Origin of the sequence: Eubacterium sp. 14-2 (assembly GCF_000403845.2) — a bacterium.
GTDB lineage: Bacteria > Bacillota > Clostridia > Lachnospirales > Lachnospiraceae > Petralouisia.
In genome coordinates, this window is the sequence record NZ_KE159567.1 from 381,003 (window position 1) to 401,541 (window position 20,539).

Consider the following 20,539-nt stretch of genomic DNA (forward strand, 5'->3'; position numbering starts at 1 on the left):
ACATGGAGTGAATGAGTTTAGTGACTTTCATTCGTAAAGAGATGAAAAGTATTACCGTTTAATGGACATAAAAAGGGAGTGATGAAAATGAGAAAAAAGATGGGCTCGAATTGAAAGAATATGATATTGAACCTTTGTATGGTCAAGTAAGCAAGATTGTTGATAGCGCACGTTTGAACGCGTTTAAACAAGTGAATTTTTTGCAGATACTTACTAACCTGTTGATTGGAAAGCAGATTGTCGAAAATGAACAACAGGGAAATGTACGTGCAAAGTATGGAAAATCAATTTTGAAAAAGTTATCTGCGAAATTGACGGAAAAATATGGATGAGGTTTTTCGGTTGATAACTTGGAAAATATGAGGAAGTTTTACTTGAAATTTGGTGACAGGATTTCCGAATCAGTGCTTCGGAGATTAGAAAATTCAAAATCCGAATCAATGCTTCGGATTTTAGGACAGGAAGAAATTCCATACAAACTGACGTGGACGCATTATTTAATTTTGATGAGGATCGAGAATATAGCAGAAAGGGATTTTTATGAGGTAGAAGCTTATAATGAGGGGTAGGATTATAGAACTTTGCAAAGGCAATATAGTTCTAGCCTTTATGAAAGATTGGCTTTGAGTAGGAACAAGGATTCGGTATTGCAGTTGTCGCGTCAGGGCAATATGATAAAGAACCCCGAAGATTTATTAAAACAGCCGACAGTGTTGGGATTTTTAGGGCTAGAAGAAAAATCAGAGTACATGGAAAGTGATTTGGAAGCAGCAATTATTGATAAATTGCAAGTATTTCTTATGGAAATGGGGAAAGGTTTCTTGTTTGAAAAGAGACAGAAAAGATTTACTTTTGATGAAGATAATTACTATGTAGATCTTGTGCTCTATAACCGTTTGCTTCGGTGCTATGTGTTAATAGATTTGAAAGTAGATACATTAACACATCAGGATTTGGGACAGATGCAGATGTATGTCAATTATTATGACCAAGAGGTGCGTACTGAATTTGAAAACCCAACAATAGGAATATTGCTTTGCAAAGAAAATAAAGAGGCAATGGTAAAATTAACTTTACCACCTGAGGCCAATATTTATGCATCAGAATATAAGTTGTATTTGCCGGATAAAAAATTACTTCAGGACAAGTTAAGGGAATGGCTTGAAGAAGTAGATAATATGTAGTGGTGTGTGTAATTACAAGTAGATGAATGAGGATTAGATTATATGCAAAAAGAGGATGTTTTTAAAAGTATTCTTAAAGGAACAGCTGTTTTAATTACAGGATCAGGAGCACATTTAGATGTAAAGACTCCCAATAATGATGATTTCCCCTCTGGAGTTAATTTGGCGAAACAATTATACAAATTATCGAATATTGATAATCCAGAGAATCCATGGGATTTGCAAGATGCTGCTGAAACATTTCAGGAACGTTTTTCAGCAGAGGATTTGGTAAAGGAAATAAGAAATCAGTTAAGAGTAGGATCTATTCAAAAAGAGCATCGAGAACTCTACTCATTTAAATGGCAAAGAGTTTATACAACAAATTATGATGAAGTTCCATTAATTGCTACAAGTAAAAATGGACATTCTTTAGCGTTAGAACCAGTTACACTGAAAACTCCACGTAGAGATAATGATTTGGAAAATAATTTGTGCGTTTATATTAATGGTTATATTGGGAGATTAACAGTACAAAGTCTTAACGATGAATTTAGACTGACAGGTCGAAGTTATTTAGCAGCAGATGGATTAAAAGAAAGTGAGTGGGGATCTGTTTTTGGAGAAGATTTAGAGACGGCTGATTGCATTGTTATTATAGGTCTTTCGTTGGCTTATGACCTAGATATAAAACGTTTTATTTTTAATAAAAATGTGATAGAAAAAACGATTTTCATTGAATCCCTCAATATTTCGTCTGACAAGAAACGTAAACTGGAACGAATGGGAAGTGTTGAAGCAATTGGTATGAAAGCGTTTGTTCAGGAATTGAGTGAGTATCAAAAGAAATATAGAGTAACAATTGATGATAAATCATATTATTGTTATAAGTCCTTTGAAATTTATGAGCCTAAAAGACCGAGAAAAAATGCAACATCTTTTGAAGTGTATGATTTATTTATGAGTGGTCAAATAAAAGATTCTTTATGGTACAGAAAAAATGGAAAATACAGTAATTTAATATTTCGTCAAAATTTGTTAGATGTTATTAAGTGTATTAATGAAGGCGTTAGGGTGATTTATCTACATGCGAATCTGGGGAATGGTAAATCATTGTTTATTGAATCATTAAAGCATCAGTTGCAGAATAAAGGATTTAAATTTTTTACACTTAAGGAAGATTACCAGGGGATTACTGCTAAAGACATTAGAAATATTGTGAATGAACCTGGCTCCAAAATAGTTATTATAGAAAATTATTATAATTTCCTATCAGTAATAAAACAATTCGGATTATATAATATGTCAGGTATACAGTTTGTATTGTCTGCAAGGACTGTGCTTTATGATACGCGTCTTTGTGAAGTGAATGATATTCTTAAAATTGGAGAAGGTCAGAGCGCCATCTTTAATTTAAATAAATTAGAAAACAGAGAAGTATATCAAATACAAACAATTATAAATAATAATGGATTATGGGGAGAAAAGAGTAATTTATCACCTTCAGAAAAAAGTAAATTATTGGTTGGACCTAAAAAGGGGAACCGTGAATTACAAGGAATTATGTTACTTTTGGTAAACTCTACTAGTATGAAAAAAAGAATAGAACAAGTTGTTGAAGAAATAAAACAACTTCCAGGGAATTATTATGATATTTTGATTTTAGCACTATTAATAAAAACAATGAGTTTGAATATTAGTGCAAATGATATGGGTAAAATATTAGATATTAAAGTAGCATTGGATACACATTTTGTTGAAAATCCTAATGTTCAAGAGATTTTGGAATTTTCTTCTGGTACGGCAGAGTTTAAACTTAGATCAGCAATAACAGCAAATGCGATTTTGCAAGAATTAGACTGCAATGAAACGATTATTAAAGTGCTTTCTAAGACTGCACATTATGCAAATTATTATGCAGAAACAGAAAAGTATGAAAATATACTTAAGAATATAATTTCTTATTCTCATGTAAAAACATTTTTATTGAAATCTAGTCAACGAGAAAAATTTTTACTTAACTATTACAATGATTTGAAGGAATTGGACTACTATAAAGAAAACTCGTTTTATTGGCTTCAGTATTCAATTGCATGTACATATGTTGGAAGATATGATTTAGCACAAACTTATTTGAATAGTGCTTATAGTTGGTTTAGAGAATCTGAGAGAGTGGTTCCGTTCCAGTTAGATACGCAACAAGCTAAATTATATTTACTTTTAATTGAAAATGGAAAAACAACAGATATAAAAGAAAAATTTCTTAATGCTCATGCTCTTTTAATGAAACCGGTGATATCTTTTAAAGATAATCCAGCTAAGCAGATTGTGAATTTTTGGTCATATACTAAAAGTACAGTAAAAAATCAAATGTTCACTAACGGTTGTGGGAAAGAATACTGTGCTTGTTGCGCAGAAGCGTATAATAAAGTTCAAGATTATTTGAGAAGAGTAACTGAAAAACGAGAGAAAAGTAATTTCAATGAGCTATCAAAAAAGCTTTTAAAGTGTTCTGTAAAAAGTGATTCATGAAGAATTTGATTAAACATCTACTCATTTTTATATTATAGTAGATATCAGGGGATACCATCGTTTATAGAAAAATCTTTAGCTTTTTATGATTTAAACTTGATGATTTAATTGGATATATCGGTTCGTTAGACACGTGGAGTATTTTTAAAAAGAGACATCAAAAAGGACATAATGCCGAATATTTGTATTTTAATCATAATGAGGAAGAAATTCATTTGGGATTTCAATTCATGTTGACAGGAATATTGAGTGTTTATTATGATGAGAGCCGTAATAATATTTCCCGTCCTGGATTTACAGCATTTCCTTCCAGAAGAGCATATAATAGAAAACTGGGAAATATAGTTGTTAAGGATTTGAGGTAAATACAAAAGCTTCAAGAGTATTTCAAGAAAAAGATATTCTTAACCCAAAAAATTGAACAGGAGTAAAAGCAATAATTGTAAGCGGTGTAAACATTGTTGAGCAGATTGCATGAGCCATTGTAAACAAAGAATATGGAAAGTAGCTAAAAAATGAATTGGCTACACGCATGTAGCGAATTTATTGGAGGGTTTAGGAAGAAGTAATGTTCCCAAATAGCTATGACAAAGAGGAGGCTAATGTGAAAGATGAATTGATTTTCCCAGAAAATTATAAACAAACATATGACAATATTGTTAAGCTGATTGAGACGGCTAAACGTAAAGTATTTGAAACAGCTAATTTTGAAACAGTATATTTATTTTGGCATATAGGGCAGGAACTTAAAGATAATATTTTAAATGGACAGAAAGCGGAGTATGGGAAATTCATTGTAAAAAATCTGAGTAAAGAATTAGAATTTCGATATGGACGTTCCTATGAGAAAAGTTCTGTTTTTCGGATGATACAATTTTATGAGGAATTTCCTGATTTTGAAAAAGTTGCTACATTGTCGCAACAATTAACCTGGTCGCATTTTAAAGAGCTACTGCCTGTAAATGACGAATTAAAAAGAGATTTTTATGCGGTTCTGTGTAAAAATGAGGGGTGGAGTGTAAGGACATTAAGGGAACGAAAGAAATCCATGTTATATGAAAGAACAGCTATCTCCAAACGTCCTGAAAAAACGATTAGGAACGACATTCAACTTTTGGAAGAGAAGGATGTTATGACGGTGGATATGTTTTATAGAGATCCGTGTATATTAGATTTTTTGGGATTGCAGGATACTTATAGTGAAAAAGATTTGGAAAATGCAATTTTAGCAGAATTAGAAAAATTTATATTGGAAATGGGTACTGATTTTGCTTTTATGGCGAGGCAGAAAAAGGTTACGATAGATGGAAAAGATTATAAAATAGATTTGCTGTTTTTTCATAGGAAATTGAGGAGATTGGTTGTAGTAGAACTGAAAATTGGAGAGTTTGAGCCAGAATATAAAGCACAGGTGGAGCTTTATTTACGTTGGCTTAATAAATATGAGAGGATGGAAAATGAAGAATCTCCTGTTGCTTTGATATTATGTGCTGAAAAGTCAGATGAAGTGATTGAACTGCTCGAATTGGATAAGGGAGATATTAGAGTATCTCAATATTTGACAGCTATGCCACCCAAAGAAGAATTGGAAGAGAAATTGCATTTGGCAATCGAGAGGGCAAAAATACAATTAGAGCAGCGGGAGAAGTAAAAGTTGCTACATGTAGCAATTTTTGTTCGAATGAGGTATTTTAAAGTATATTGATATTTAATTGTGCAAGGCACTTGCACAATTAAGTAGGAGAACTTATACGGAGTGAATTATTTCCAAAATGGAAATAGTCTATATGGAGATTATTATGGATCATTTTGAATTAGTATCGCAATACGCCCCTACAGGCGACCAGCCGCAGGCAATCGCAGAGCTGGTCAAAGGCTTCAAGGAAGGCAACCAATTCCAGACTTTACTAGGGGTTACGGGTTCCGGCAAAACTTTTACGATGGCGAACGTCATCCAGCAATTAAATAAACCAACGCTTGTCATAGCACATAACAAGACATTGGCGGCACAGTTATACGGAGAATTTAAAGAATTTTTCCCAAATAACGCAGTAGAGTATTTTGTCTCCTACTACGACTACTACCAGCCGGAAGCCTACGTTCCGTCTTCCGATACCTATATTGCCAAGGATTCCTCTGTCAATGAGGAAATAGACAAGCTCAGACTTTCAGCCACAGCATCGCTGATTGAGCGAAGGGATGTAATTATCATATCCAGTGTATCCTGTATTTACGGTCTGGGTGAACCGGAGAATTTCGAGAAAATGATGGTATCTCTGCGTCCAGGCATGAATAAGGACAGGGACGAGGTAATCCGGAAACTGATTGATACCCAGTACACCCGAAATGATATGGATTTTCACCGGGGAACATTCCGGGTACGGGGCGACGTGGTGGAAATTTTTCCTGCCAACTGTGGAGAAACGGCCATTCGTGTGGAATTTTTTGGAGATGAAATTGACCGGATTACGGAAATTGATGTGCTGACAGGAGAAATTAAAAATATTCTGGAACATATCAGTATATTTCCGGCATCCCATTATGTGGTGCCCCAGGAACAGATTAACCGGGCCATTGTTGCTGTAGAAAAAGAACTGGAAGAAAGGGTAAAATATTTCAGAGGAGAGGACAGGCTGCTGGAAGCTCAGCGGATCGCGGAACGTACCAATTTTGATATTGAAATGCTGCGGGAAACAGGTTTTTGCAGCGGCATTGAAAATTATTCCAGACACCTGGCGGGAATGCCGGAGGGAGTGCCCCCTCAGACCCTGATGGACTATTTTCCGGAAGAATTTCTGATTATTGTGGATGAGTCTCATATTACCATTCCGCAGGTGCGAGGCATGTATGCCGGAGACCAGTCCAGAAAAAGCACGCTGGTGGATTACGGGTTCCGCCTGCCTTCTGCAAAGGACAACCGGCCATTGAACTTTGAAGAATTTGAAAGTAAAATTGACCAGATGCTGTTTGTGTCTGCCACTCCAAATGTGTATGAAAAAGAACACGAGCTGCTCCGGGCAGAGCAGATTATCCGCCCTACCGGGCTTCTGGACCCTGAGATTGATGTGCGCCCGGTGGAAGGACAGATTGATGATCTGATTGGAGAAGTCAACAGAGAAATCGGGAAAAAGAATAAAGTCCTGATTACCACCCTTACCAAGAAAATGGCGGAAGATTTAACAGACTATATGCGGGAAGTGGGAATCCGGGTAAAATATCTTCACTCTGATATTGACACGCTGGAGCGGGCGGAGATTATCCGGGACCTGCGCCTGGATGTATTTGATGTGCTGGTGGGCATCAACCTGCTGCGGGAAGGACTGGACATTCCGGAAATTACGCTGGTAGCGATTCTGGATGCAGACAAGGAAGGATTTTTAAGATCAGAAACTTCTCTGATACAGACCATTGGCCGCGCTGCCCGGAATTCAGAAGGCCATGTGATCATGTATGCAGACAGTATTACCGACTCCATGCGGGTTGCCATAAATGAAACAAACCGGAGAAGAAACATTCAGCAGGCATACAATAAGGAGCATGGAATTACCCCGGCAACCATACGCAAATCTGTCCGGGATTTAATCAGCATATCCAAAAAAGTGGCAAAAGAGGAGTACCAGTTCCAGAAAGATCCGGAATCCATGAGCAAAAAGGAACTGGAGAAGCTGGTTGGAGAGATTCAGAAAAAGATGCAGGCAGCGGCGGCAGAGCTGAATTTCGAGGCGGCGGCAGAGCTGCGTGACAAGATGATAGAACTGAAAAAGAATCTGAGGGATATGTAGTCATACATTTTCGGCTCATTATATGCGGGAATCAGGAGAAAAAGGAGTTTATCAAAATGGCAAAAGCAGAAAAGCAGTACATTAAAATCAGAGGTGCAAATGAGCATAACCTGAAAAATCTGGATGTGGACATTCCGAGAAATGAGTTTATTGTTCTGACAGGGCTGAGCGGTTCCGGGAAATCCTCTCTGGCCTTTGACACTATTTATGCTGAAGGTCAGCGCCGATATATGGAGTCTCTGTCTTCCTATGCCAGACAGTTTCTGGGGCAGATGGAAAAACCCGATGTGGAACGGATTGAGGGACTTTCCCCGGCTATTTCCATTGATCAGAAATCCACCAATCGGAATCCCAGATCTACGGTGGGAACTGTGACGGAAATATATGATTATTTTCGTCTGCTGTATGCAAGAATTGGAATACCCCATTGTCCTGTCTGCGGAAAAGAGATTAAAAAGCAGTCGGTAGACCAGATGGTAGACCAGATTTTGTCCATGGAAGAGGGAAGCAGAATACAGCTTCTGGCTCCGGTGGTCCGGGGACGGAAGGGAACCCATCAGAAATTATTTGAACAGGCAAAACGAAGCGGTTATGTGAGAGTACAGGTGGACGGCAATATTTATGACCTGACAGAAGAAATTCCGCTGGATAAGAACATCAAACATAATATTGAGATTGTGGTGGACCGTCTGGTGGTGAAGCAGGGAATAGAGAAGCGTCTGACAGATTCGGTGGAAAGCGTACTGGAACTGGCAGAGGGTCTGATGACGGTGGATGTGATTGGCGGAGAACCGGTGAATTTTTCTCAGAGCTTTTCCTGTCCGGACTGCGGCGTCAGTATTGAAGAGATTGAGCCCAGGAGTTTTTCATTTAATAACCCCTTCGGTGCCTGTCCGGACTGCTTCGGCCTGGGTTACAAAATGGAATTTGATGTGGATTTAATGATTCCGGATAAATCCTTAAGCCTTGCAGCAGGAGCCATTCAGGTTATGGGATGGCAGTCCAGCACCGACAAAGGCAGCTTTACCAATGCGGTTCTCACCGCACTGTCGGAAGAGTATAAGTTTGATCTGGATACGCCTTATGAGGAGCTTCCAAAAAAGATTCAGAACATTCTGATTAATGGGACCGGAGGAAAAGAACTGAAAGTCCATTATAAAGGCCAGCGTGGGGAGGGAGTTTATGACGTGGCCTTTGAAGGACTGGTACGGAATGTGCAGCGCCGGTACCGGGAAACGGGATCCGACACCATGAAGCAGGAATATGAGCAGTTTATGCGGGTGACTCCCTGTAAAACCTGCGGCGGCCAGCGATTAAAGAAGGAAGCCCTTGCAGTGACTGTTTCCGGAAAAAATATTTACGAGATCACTTCCATGTCCATAAGAAAGCTGCAGGCATTTCTGAAAGATATGGAGCTGACGGAGCAGCAGAAACTGATTGGGGCACAGGTATTAAAAGAAATCCGTGCCAGAGTGGGATTTCTGGTGGATGTGGGTCTGGATTATCTGACGTTATCCAGAGCTACCGGAACGTTATCCGGCGGGGAGGCTCAGCGTATCCGGCTGGCCACTCAGATCGGTTCAGGACTGGTAGGAGTGGCCTATATTCTGGATGAGCCCAGTATCGGCCTGCACCAGCGGGATAATGACAAGCTGCTGAATACCCTTCGGAATCTGAAAAATCTGGGAAATACACTGATTGTAGTGGAGCATGATGAAGACACCATGTTTGCAGCAGATCATATTGTGGATATCGGGCCGGGAGCAGGAGAGCATGGCGGACGTCTGGTGGCCCAGGGAACAGCTCAGGAAATTATGAAGAATAAGGAATCTGTCACAGGAGCTTATCTGAGCGGCAGAATTAAAATACCGGTTCCGGAAACCAGAAGAAAACCCACAGGTTTTCTGAAAATCAAAGGTGCCGGGGAAAATAACCTGCAGAATATTAATGTGGAGATTCCTCTGGGGGTAATGACCTGCGTTACGGGAGTATCCGGTTCCGGAAAATCCTCTCTGACCAATGAAATTCTCTACAAACGCCTGGCAAGGGATTTGAACCGTGCCAGAGTGATTCCGGGGAAACACAAATCCATCGAGGGGATGGAGCATCTGGACAAGGTGATAGATATTGACCAGTCTCCCATCGGCAGAACGCCCCGTTCCAATCCTGCAACTTATACAGGGGTTTTTGACCAGATTCGTGATTTGTTTGCAGCCACGCCGGATGCAAAAGCCAAAGGATATGCCAAAGGCCGGTTCAGTTTTAATGTGAAGGGCGGACGTTGTGAGGCATGTTCCGGCGACGGTATTCTGAAAATAGAAATGCATTTTCTGCCGGATGTCTATGTGCCCTGTGAAGTGTGCGGCGGCAAACGATACAACAGAGAAACCCTGGAAGTTAAGTATAAAGGAAAAAGCATTTACGATGTACTGAACATGACGGTGGAGGAAGCACTGGTTTTCTTTGAAAATGTACCTTCTATTAAACGGAAAATAGAGACATTATATGATGTGGGGCTTTCTTACATTAAGCTGGGGCAGCCGTCAACGACCCTGTCCGGCGGAGAAGCGCAGCGGATTAAGCTGGCTACGGAACTGAGCCGGCGGAGTACCGGAAAAACCATCTATATTCTGGATGAGCCTACCACAGGGCTTCATTTTGCAGATGTGCATAAGCTGACAGAAATTTTGCAGCGGCTGGCAGAAGGTGGCAATACAGTGGTGGTAATAGAGCATAATCTGGATGTAATCAAAACAGCAGATTATATCATTGATATGGGGCCTGAAGGCGGAGACGGCGGAGGCATGGTTATTGCAAAGGGCACGCCGGAAGAAGTGGCGGAAGTGGAAGCATCCTATACCGGCAGATATATTAAAAAATATCTGAAGTAACACGAAAGGCCGGCCCCGGCGAAGCGAGGGTACTCGCGCAAATTGTATTATGTCGCTAAAGCGACCGTACTCGGCGCATCAAAGTGACAAAAATATGTAAAAGCAGAATGGTTTTGCGAAAAAAGTTGTTATTGTAATGAGCATCAGCAGTTTTGTTTCCACAGATTCAAAGGCTCACTGAGGGCATGAAACGGGCGCAGGGCAACGGAACAGCTAAAGGCAAAACGCCTTAGAATGGACAGGGAGAATGAATAACATAAGGGCGTGTGCGAGGGAGATTGTGAACGAAGAAATTATATACGCACAGGCAAGGCAGCATGGCGGCAGAGGGTAAAAGCTCTGTCGTTTTTCTTTTCGGATAGTTATAATGTATGTTCCTATTTATCTGCTTGATACAGTTCGTTCAGGCGGCTATACTATATACAGTACGCAATAGGAGGTCAAAAATGTTTGAATATATGACAGCACAGGAAGCCTGTTGATAGAAGAAATCCTGATTGAGTATTAAAGTTTCAGCATGAATAAGGCAAACATGGAAAGGAAAGTTCAAAGCAGAGAACAAAAAGAAGCCGAAAAAGAACGGCAATACGTTATGCGACAAGAAAAGAAAAAGCCAGGCATAGAGGGAGGTAACATCTATGAATAAAATATATTGGGACAGAGATAAAATCTCAATCATAACAGACCAAATTGAATCTGTCCCACATAAGCATTGGACAATGCAGTTATTTTTAAGCATAGAAAAAGATTTGGAGATAGGTGTGGAAGATAATAAAATTTCATGTAAATGTATTGTTATAAACCGCGGCATATTACATAGTTTTTCAACAGGCAACAACATGTATTTTACTATGATAATTGAGCCGGCTTCAGGTTTAGCCATTCAATTGGAGGAACGAATGGGAGGAATGAAGTATCATATTTTTAATAATCAGGATATTGAATACATCAAAAATTTATTATTTTGCCTTATTGACAGCGATGGACTGAGAGAATACAGAGAGTTTATGATACAACTATATAAGTTCTTAGGGGTAAAAGAGCAGGCTAAAATATATGACGACAGGGTTAAGGATTTGTTATACGAAATAGGACGGTGCAATTGCGATACACATTCGATTGCTTTTTTTGCTGATAAAGTGGCGTTGTCACCAGGTCGACTGTCGCACTTATTTAAGGAACAGGTCGGAATGCCCTTAAAAAGCTATATTCAGTTTCATCAAATGCAAACAGCCTTTTTAGCATTATTGAATGGTAAAAATATTACGGAAGCGGCAATGCTGTCTGGTTTTGATACACCATCACATTTTGCAGCGGTTACAAAAAAGATGATGGGAATGCCTGCGAGTATTTCTGTGAAGAATAGCGTTTTTTTGAAAGTTGCAGAAGAAGTGAACTGATATAATGAAACCAGACAGACAGGAGGTTTAATTATGGATATGCAATTTCTTGAAGAAACCAAAATGCTGAATTATCAGTCTGTTGGCATACAGAAACTCATCAACGAAAAGCGATGGGGAGAGTTGAGTGAATATGAAAAAATTAAAGCTATTTATGGATTTGTGCAAAATGAAATACCTTTGGGCTATAACCGTAACGATACATTAACTGCCGAACAGGTTTTAATGGACGGATACGGACAGTGCAATACAAAAGCAACGCTTTTAATGGCATTGTTAAGAGGTGTAAATATTCCGTGCCGTATTCATGGCTTTGAAGTATCAAAAGATTTTCAGCATGGAGCAACCACAGGTATCATTGCGGCACTTGCACCAGATAAAATTGTACATACCTGGGCAGAAGTTTATTATAAAGGTCAATGGCTTGCTTTAGAAGGAGTTATTACAGACAATCAATATCTTGAAGCCGTTAAAGCAAAATACTCTCATGTTCAAGGCGAATTTATGAAATTTGCCATTGCGACAAAAGACTTTCAAAAGATTTCCGTTGATTGGAATGAAAACAACACTTATATTCAGAGTGCTGCTATTGTGTCCGATTTGGGCGTTTTCCCAAATCCCGATAAGTTTTTTGAGCATTATACACAGCATTGGTGTAAAATGAAAGACTTTATGTATGTTCATTTCGGAAGAAAAATTATGAATTACAATGTTGGTAAAATGAGGAAAAGATTTTATTTTTTGTTGTGAATATCTATGATTTGATTGTTTTAGATGGGGGTGTCATAGTAAGAAGTTGAGAATATCTGGCACAGAAGCTATGGAAAAAGGATATAAAGATTATATGTTCCATGCGAGAGGTACTTGTATTGGAATTGTTTTAAAACGGACAAAATATTTATGGCTGAGCTTGCTTTCATTTGGAGCATTTATGCTTGAATATCTGTCAATATTTGCAATTGAAGTTATAATTCTGCATGTAGACATACAGAATTATACAATGCAGAAAAGAAGTATTTATTGTATCATAATGGTTTTTATGTGGGCGCTTTTTATTGGTGTTCTCCTGCTTTTTTCAAGGAAGCATTATCATTTTCCAGAAAGGGGAAGCAAAAGGGATAAGATTTCCTTGAAAGCTAAAGTTTTCAAAGTATGGATGGCCATGCGGCCCGCCGGACGGCAGGCTGTGCATGATGGAGGTTTACTATAACTTCCTGTTTATAGAGAATGTAAGTAAGGAGTCTGGCAATGAAAAATCTTTTGAAAAGTAACCGATTTGCAGTTTTCATAATCTTAACTTTTTTAATTTATGTAATGTCCAATGGAGAATGGTGTATCCCGATTTTTGCATGGATTTATCCAATTTTGTTTTTACATATGCTTTCTCTCAATCATACCCGAAAAGTATATCTTATAATTGGCTCAATATATGCCATCGGGTTTGTTTTCCAGTTTGAAAAAGCCATCGGAATGGATATAAAAATATGTATAGTGGTAGCTTTTTTGGTAGCTATTCTGAAAATTTTACCATATATCTATTGGTCAAAATCAAAAATGAGATTTCAGGATACTGTTATTTTTGCAAGTATAATGGTATCAATAGAATATATCATCTATTTGATATATCCTGTTTTGGGCGGGTTGTCTGATGCTTATACACAATACCAAAATCTATACCTGCTGCAAATAGTAACGGTAACAGGGATTTACGGAATCACCTTTTTAATGTATTGGACGGCGGCAATGGTTATATGGATTTGGAACAATAAAAGCAAAAAAGAACACATCAGAAAATACATCATTGTATATGGTTCTGTAATTGGCCTGGTATTTGTCTATGGAGTTGTTATGTTTCATTTTGCAGGAAATTCAGATAAAAGTGTCAGGATCGCTGGAGTAACCGTTCCGATTTCAGAGCTGTTAAATAATGATAAAGATGTATATTCTGCATTTTATACCAATACATTTACGGATGAAAACATTACCAATACAAGGAATAAACTATCATCAGCAGATGATGAACTTTTCCTGAAAACAGAGTTGGAAGCACAGGCAGGTGCAAAGATTGTTTTTTGGTCTGAACTGAATGGAGCGGTTTTAAAACAAGATGAAGATATGCTTCTGCAACGGGCGTCGGATATGGCAAAACAGGAAGAAATTTATTTGATTGTTTCATTATTGGTGAAAACCCCTTACGAGGACTTAAAGGAAAATAAAACGGTAGCATTTAATCCACAGGGAGAACTAATATCAGAATATTTTAAGCATGGACGTTCAATCGGAGAACTGTGCCAAAAAGGAGATGGAATGCTAAAAAGTTTTGATACAGAATATGGTAGAATTGCGCCGTTTATATGTTCTGATATGGCATTTTTGTCTAAAATACAGCAGGCAGGTAGAAATAATGTAGATATACTGATTGTTCCAGCTTCGGACTGGAAAGAAATGACATTATTAGCTGCAAAGACAGCGATTGTGCGTGGGGTTGAAAATGGAAGTAATATAATCAGACATACAAATAACGGAATGTCGATTGTTTCAAATGTTAAAGGCTGTGTGCTGGCACAGACCGATTACTTTCAGTCTGATACAAAGACATTATCAGCACAGGTTATCACGAAAGGGCGATTTACTCTTTACTCGTATATTGGAAATCTGTTTGTATATCTGTGTAGTTTCTATTTGTCAGGGAGTTTCATACTTCCCAAAATGAAACAATTAATTAAGAGGTAGTAAAATTTCCGTTTGCCTGAACACTGTTATCATAATCATAACTGAATAAGTAACACAGCGTCGGAGTGTAAGGAAGGTGTTCCGGAATGAAGAAGAAAATGCTGATAATGGAACAAAGTGCGCATATTATTTTTATCTTACAGGAAAGATGCTTTCACGCATTAGCGTGACAAGGTCTTTCCTGTTAAGATAAAAAAGGCTGTCCGGATGGACAGCCTTAACTTTCGGGGAGTACCTCCTGGATTCCGGATAAAGCAGGAATCCAGGAAGCATGAGTTATGAAAAATTATATTAGCTTGTTAGCTAGTACATGTACAAGTATAACCGGAGAATGTGAAGGATATGTGAAAAAAACGGGAAAACTTTAGAAAAATTATAAAAAATTCATAAACTTTGATAAGGAATCCCAGGGAAAAGGTTAATAATAGACGTTTTTTTATAATTTAGAAAAAAACACTTTGAAAATTTCCCATGATTGTATATAATGTATGTATATATGGAAAAATAGAGTTATTATGTTTTATTGCGTTTAAACGGAAAAACATCGTGACTGCAGGAAGCGGAATTGCCGGCGGCATTTCCGAAGCAGATAGATAAGAGAAACGAAAGGGGAACTACATGATGTCAACTGATATTGGAATTGACCTGGGAACAGCAAGTATCCTTGTATATATAAAAGGAAAAGGCGTTGTGCTGAAAGAGCCCTCTGTGGTGGCATTTGACAGAGATACCAACAAAATAAAAGCGATTGGGGAAGAGGCCCGTCTGATGCTGGGAAGAACGCCGGGAAACATTGTTGCAGTAAGACCTTTGCGCCAGGGGGTTATTTCTGACTACACAGTGACCGAAAAAATGTTAAAGTACTTTATTCAGAAAGCCATGGGCAAGAAAAGTTTCCGTAAACCCAGAATCAGCGTATGTGTACCGAGCGGTGTTACCGAAGTGGAAAAAAAGGCCGTGGAAGACGCCACTTACCAGGCAGGTGCAAGAGAAGTGTCTATTATTGAGGAACCCATCGCAGCAGCCATCGGCGCCGGAGTGGATATTTCCAAACCCTGCGGCAACATGATTGTGGACATCGGCGGCGGTACTGCGGATATTGCAGTGATTTCTCTGGGAGGAACGGTAGTAAGTACCTCCATTAAAATTGCAGGGGATGATTTTGACGAAGCAATCGTACGTTATATGCGCAAGAAGCATAACTTACTGATAGGAGAGAGAACTGCTGAAGATATTAAGATAAAGATTGGAACCTGTTTTCCGCTGGCTCAGAATGATACCATGGATGTCAGGGGACGTAATCTGGTAACGGGACTTCCGAAAACCGTGTCCGTATCTTCAGAGGAGACAGAAGAAGCGCTGCGTGAAGCTACTCTTCAGATTGTGGAAGCAGTACACAGTGTACTGGAAAAAACTCCTCCTGAGCTGGCGGCAGACGTGGCAGACCGTGGCATTATTTTAACAGGCGGCGGCGCGCTGCTCCGCGGGCTGGAAGAACTGATAGAGGACAGAACCGGAATCAATACCATGACAGCAGAAGAACCCATGACCTGCGTGGCCATTGGAACCGGCAAATATGTGGAATTTTTATCCGGTAAGACAGACGAGTGACAGTTGCAGCTCTGTTCTTCAGAATGATTCGGAAGAATAAAATGTAACGGCAACAATGTAGTTATCATACAAAGGAGCAGGAGCTATGGTAAAAGGATTATATACTGCGTATACAGGGATGATAAATCAGCAGAACAGACTGGACGTACTTACCAACAATCTGGCAAATTCTGCAACGAACGGATTCAAAAAAGAAGGGTCAACTTCGCAGTCCTTCGATGATATGCTGGCAATTAAGATTAAAGACAGTTCGGCTATGGGACTGTCAAAACGACTGGGTGATGTGAGTCTGGGAGTTAAGATTGGGGAATGCTATACAGATTACGGTCAGGGTTCTTTCCGGGTGACAGATAACGTTTATGATCTGGCCATTGACGGTGACGGATTTTTTGCCATTTCCTTCACCAACAAAGCGGGAGAAACTTCTGTGAAATATACCAGGGATGGTGCTTTTACCGTCAACAGGGAAGGATACCTGATGACAAAGGACGGGGATTTTGTACTGAATCAGGCGGCAGCTCAGGCGGGCAATCCGGGGCAGGCCGGATACATACGGGTAGATCCCAATGTGGAACTGAAAGTAGATGAAAACGGAAATCTTTACCAGAACAATGCCATGGTGGGCCAGGTAGGCGTAGTGGATTTTGCCGATTACAATTATCTGTCCAAATATGGTGAGAATATGTATGATCTGGTGGAAGGCGGCCAGGTTCAGGCCACGGATGCCAGAGTGATTCAGGGGACTCTTGAAATGTCCAATGTAAATGTGGTATCTGAAATGGTGGAAATGATTACCATTTCCAGAGCCTATGAGACCAATCAGAAAATTATTCAGTCTATTGACGATACACTGGAAAAAGCTGTAAATAATATCGGCAAAGCATAGGAAGGAGCGGCATAAGTTATGATGAGATCATTATGGTCGGCAGCATCCGGCATGATTTCCCAGCAGACAGCAGTGGATACCATTGCGCATAATCTGTCAAATGTAAATACCACCGGATACAAGACCGAGAAAACAGAATTTAAATCATTGTTATATCAAACTCTGCAGACCAGAACAACAACTGCAAATGGAGAAAATAAACCGATTCCTGCACAGGTAGGTCTCGGAACGCGGGTTGCGTCCATCACTTCTAATTTTACCCAGGGTTCCATGCTGGCCAGTGAGAGCTTTACCGCTATGGCAATCGCAGGAGACGGATTTTTTGCAGTGCGCGGAGCAGATGGAAATACCTATTATACCAGGAACGGAGATTTCAAGCTGAGTGTGGGAAATGACGGAAATCTTACACTGGTAACAGCAGATGGTTATCCGGTACTTGGAACAGACGGGAACCCCATTACCATGCCTGGAGATGTGAGCAACAGTAAAATACAGGTAACCACAGAAGGCGCTTTCGGCTATATGGACGGTAACGGGAATTTTGTAAATGCAGGAAATATCGGATTATTCCAGTTCAGCAATCCGGCCGGCCTGGAGAAACTGTCCAACAGCCTTCTGGCAGTGTCAGATGCTTCCGGACAGCCTCTGAATGAAGCAAATACAGCGAATCTGATAAGAAGTGAGATACGTCAGAAATATGTGGAAGGCTCCAATGTACAGGTGGCGGATGAAATGGTAAATCTGATTGTGGCCCAGAGAGCTTATGAAATGAATTCCAAAGCAATTCAGGCATCCGATGATATGCTGGGGCAGGCAAATCAGTTGAAACGTTAATGTTACTGTTTGTAATGTGCCGGCAGCAGGCGGCTGTTTCTGAACAGTAATCGGGATTCAGGAAAGAAGGGTACATATGAGCCTTAATTTGAACGCAATTAATTCTTATTACAATAATTATAATACGGACACATCCACTGATTCAGCCAGCAAGCTGGAGGAAACGCTGAAATCCGATTTATCTACAGCCACAGAAGAGGAACTGATGGATGTATGCAAAGATTTTGAAGCATATTTCGTGGAGCAGATGTTCAAGGCAATGCAGCGGATGGTGCCAGAATCTGAGGAAGATGTTTCCGCTTCTACCAGGCAGCTGAAAGACTATTACAAAGAGCAGATGACCCAGAGTTTTGCAGAACAGGCTACCGAAGGAGAAGGGCTGGGAATTGCACAGGTGCTGTATGAACAGATGAAGCGCAATTACGGTCTGGAGTAAAATTGTGGAAATTTTGTCGGGATATGTGGAGCATATCGTTTTTCAGAATACAGAAAATGGATATACCGTATTAAATTTAGTCTGTGAGGAAGAAGAAATTACCTGTGTGGGAATTTTTCACGGAGTCAGTGAAGGCGAATGCCTGGAGCTGACAGGAGAATACACCACCCATCCTTCCTACGGCAGACAGTTTAAAACCTCCTCTTTTCAGGTTAAACCGCCGGAAGATATGGTGTCTGTGGAGCGTTATCTTGCTTCCGGGGCCATTAAAGGAATCGGTGCGGCTCTTGCAGCCAGAATTGTTAAAAAGTTCCGGGAAGATACCATACGGATTATTGAGGAGGAACCGGAACGGCTGGCAGAAGTGAAAGGAATCAGCCAGCGTAAGGCAATGGAGATTGCAGAGCAGGCCGAGGGAAAGCGGGAATTGCGGCAGGCCATGATTTTCCTGCAGCAATATGGGATATCCCAGACCCTTGGGGCAAAAATTTTTCAGACATATGGCCAGGAACTTTATGGGATTTTAAAAGAAAATCCATATCGCCTGGCAGATGATATTCAAGGTGTGGGTTTTCGAATTGCGGATGAAATTGCATCCAGAGTCGGAATCCACACCGATTCTGATTTCCGCATCCGCAGCGGCATTCTCTATGCACTGGTACAGGCTTCCCTGGAGGGACATACCTGTCTGCCGGAAAATCTGCTGACTGAGAAGGCCGGTGAAATTCTGGAAATTGCTCCGGAATATATTGAGAAGCATTATATGGATCTGGCCATAGAGAAAAAACTGGTGATCCGGGAACAGGAGGACAGCCGGTATATTTACGGAGCCAGCTATTATTATATGGAAGCCAATACAGCGGCCATGCTGGAGCGGCTGGATTTTTCCTTTGAAGTGCCGGAAGGGGAAATCTGGAAACGGATTCAAAGCATTGAGCAGGACACAGGGATGACATTGGATGAGCTTCAGGCAGAAGCTGTAAAGGAGGCGGTCACCAACGGGCTGATGATTCTGACAGGAGGGCCCGGAACAGGAAAGACCACTACCATCAATACAATAATCCGCTATTTTGAACTGGAAGGCATGGATATTTTTCTGGCAGCGCCCACAGGCCGGGCGGCAAAACGGATGAGTGAGACCACGGGCTTTGAGGCACGCACCATCCACCGGCTGCTGGAGTTAAACGGCGGGGCGGAAGGAAAAGAAGGATTTGAACGCAACGAACAGAATCCACTGGAAACAGATGTGATTATCATTGATGAAATGTCCATGGTGGATATTTCTCTGATGTATGCATTGCTGAAAGCTGTGGCTGAAGGCACCAGACTGATTCTGGCAGGAGACGTGAATCAGCTTCCCAGTGTGGGGCCGGGCAGCGTGCTGAAAGATATGATCGATTCCGGCCGGTTTCATGTGGTGCGGCTGAATAAAATTTTCCGTCAGGCAGCCCAAAGCGACATTATTGTCAATGCCCATAAAATCAATCGTGGAGAGAAAGTAATTCTGGACAATCAGAGCATGGATTTCTTTTTTCTGAAACGATATGACGCCAATGTAATTATCAGTGTGGTGATACAGCTGATACAGCAGAAACTGCCCAAATTTGTGGATGCGGAGCCTTTTGATATTCAGGTACTGACGCCCATGCGGAAAGGACTGCTGGGCGTAGAGCGGCTGAACGGAATCCTGCAGCAGTATCTGAATCCGCCGGAACAGGGAAAACAGGAAAAGGAGCATGGCGATATTATCTTCCGGGAAGGAGATAAAGTCATGCAGATTAAAAATAACTATCAGCTTGAATGGGAGATACGCAGCAAATACGGACTGGCTATTGACAAAGGGACTGGGATTTTCAACGGGGATACCGGGCGTATTCGGAATATCAATACATATCAGGAACTGGTAACGGTGGAATTTGATGAGGGCAGAATGGTGGATTATACCTTTAAACAGCTGGACGAGCTGGAGCTTGCCTATGCCATCACCATACACAAGTCTCAGGGAAGCGAATACCCGGCAGTGGTGATTCCGCTGCTGACAGGCCCCAGAATGCTGATGAACCGGAACCTGCTGTATACAGCTGTGACCAGGGCGCGGAAATGTGTGACTCTGGTGGGAAATGACGCGACATTTCAGGAAATGATTGAAAATGTCAGTGAACAGAAGCGGTATACCGGTCTGAAAGACAGACTGGATATCCAACAGGACAAAAAGAAAGAAACGGGCAGTCAGAACGTAACCGGGAAAAGGTAAGAGCAGAAAGGCTCTTG

The 20,539-nt window shown here is 40.5% G+C and carries 14 protein-coding genes and 2 pseudogenes; all 16 read left to right on the top strand.

Going from position 1 to position 20,539, the window contains the following annotated elements:
- Window positions 1–134: 134 nt before the first annotated feature.
- Window positions 135–569 (top strand): annotated as a pseudogene (locus tag C805_RS27475) (DUF1016 N-terminal domain-containing protein).
- A 54-nt stretch (window positions 570–623) separates the two neighbouring features.
- Window positions 624–1,184 (top strand): PDDEXK nuclease domain-containing protein, encoded by a 561-nt coding sequence (locus C805_RS27480; protein WP_371197585.1) that lies wholly within the window; start codon window positions 624–626, stop codon window positions 1,182–1,184.
- Between the two features lie 42 nt (window positions 1,185–1,226).
- Window positions 1,227–3,695, top strand: coding sequence for a hypothetical protein (locus C805_RS08995; protein WP_016213507.1), 2,469 nt, complete (start codon window positions 1,227–1,229; stop codon window positions 3,693–3,695).
- Between the two features lie 604 nt (window positions 3,696–4,299).
- Window positions 4,300–5,346, top strand: a complete 1,047-nt coding sequence (locus tag C805_RS09000) for a PDDEXK nuclease domain-containing protein (protein ID WP_051135826.1) — start codon at window positions 4,300–4,302, stop codon at window positions 5,344–5,346.
- 148 nt (window positions 5,347–5,494) lie between these two features.
- Window positions 5,495–7,477, top strand: coding sequence for an excinuclease ABC subunit UvrB (gene uvrB, locus C805_RS09005; RefSeq protein ID WP_031200823.1), 1,983 nt, complete (start codon window positions 5,495–5,497; stop codon window positions 7,475–7,477).
- 56 nt (window positions 7,478–7,533) lie between these two features.
- Window positions 7,534–10,368, top strand: coding sequence for an excinuclease ABC subunit UvrA (gene uvrA / locus C805_RS09010; RefSeq protein ID WP_016213510.1), 2,835 nt, complete (start codon window positions 7,534–7,536; stop codon window positions 10,366–10,368).
- Between the two features lie 161 nt (window positions 10,369–10,529).
- A pseudogene (locus C805_RS26250) lies at window positions 10,530–10,702 on the top strand (TnpV protein); the annotation flags it as partial.
- 304 nt (window positions 10,703–11,006) lie between these two features.
- Entirely contained in the window at window positions 11,007–11,768 is a 762-nt protein-coding gene (locus C805_RS09015) for a helix-turn-helix domain-containing protein (protein ID WP_016213511.1), read from the top strand.
- Between the two features lie 33 nt (window positions 11,769–11,801).
- On the top strand, window positions 11,802–12,518 hold the full coding sequence (locus C805_RS09020) for a transglutaminase-like domain-containing protein (protein WP_016213512.1): 717 nt from the start codon (window positions 11,802–11,804) through the stop codon (window positions 12,516–12,518).
- Between the two features lie 70 nt (window positions 12,519–12,588).
- Window positions 12,589–12,978: a hypothetical protein gene (locus tag C805_RS09025; RefSeq protein WP_022750900.1), complete on the top strand. Its 390-nt coding sequence runs from the start codon at window positions 12,589–12,591 to the stop codon at window positions 12,976–12,978.
- Window positions 12,979–13,016: 38 nt separating this feature from the next.
- Window positions 13,017–14,501 carry a nitrilase-related carbon-nitrogen hydrolase gene (locus C805_RS09030; RefSeq protein WP_016213514.1) on the top strand — a complete coding sequence of 495 codons (1,485 nt, stop codon included), beginning with the start codon at window positions 13,017–13,019 and terminating at the stop codon, window positions 14,499–14,501.
- Between the two features lie 618 nt (window positions 14,502–15,119).
- Window positions 15,120–16,112 carry a rod shape-determining protein gene (locus tag C805_RS09035; protein WP_016213515.1) on the top strand — a complete coding sequence of 331 codons (993 nt, stop codon included), beginning with the start codon at window positions 15,120–15,122 and terminating at the stop codon, window positions 16,110–16,112.
- 85 nt (window positions 16,113–16,197) lie between these two features.
- On the top strand, window positions 16,198–16,998 hold the full coding sequence (locus C805_RS09040) for a flagellar hook-basal body protein (RefSeq protein WP_016213516.1): 801 nt from the start codon (window positions 16,198–16,200) through the stop codon (window positions 16,996–16,998).
- A gap of 18 nt (window positions 16,999–17,016) precedes the next feature.
- Entirely contained in the window at window positions 17,017–17,832 is an 816-nt protein-coding gene (locus C805_RS09045; RefSeq protein ID WP_016213517.1) for a flagellar hook-basal body protein, read from the top strand.
- Between the two features lie 76 nt (window positions 17,833–17,908).
- Window positions 17,909–18,268: a rod-binding protein gene (locus tag C805_RS09050; RefSeq protein ID WP_016213518.1), complete on the top strand. Its 360-nt coding sequence runs from the start codon at window positions 17,909–17,911 to the stop codon at window positions 18,266–18,268.
- Window positions 18,269–18,272: 4 nt separating this feature from the next.
- Window positions 18,273–20,522 carry an SF1B family DNA helicase RecD2 gene (locus C805_RS09055; protein WP_016213519.1) on the top strand — a complete coding sequence of 750 codons (2,250 nt, stop codon included), beginning with the start codon at window positions 18,273–18,275 and terminating at the stop codon, window positions 20,520–20,522.
- Window positions 20,523–20,539: the final 17 nt, after the last annotated feature.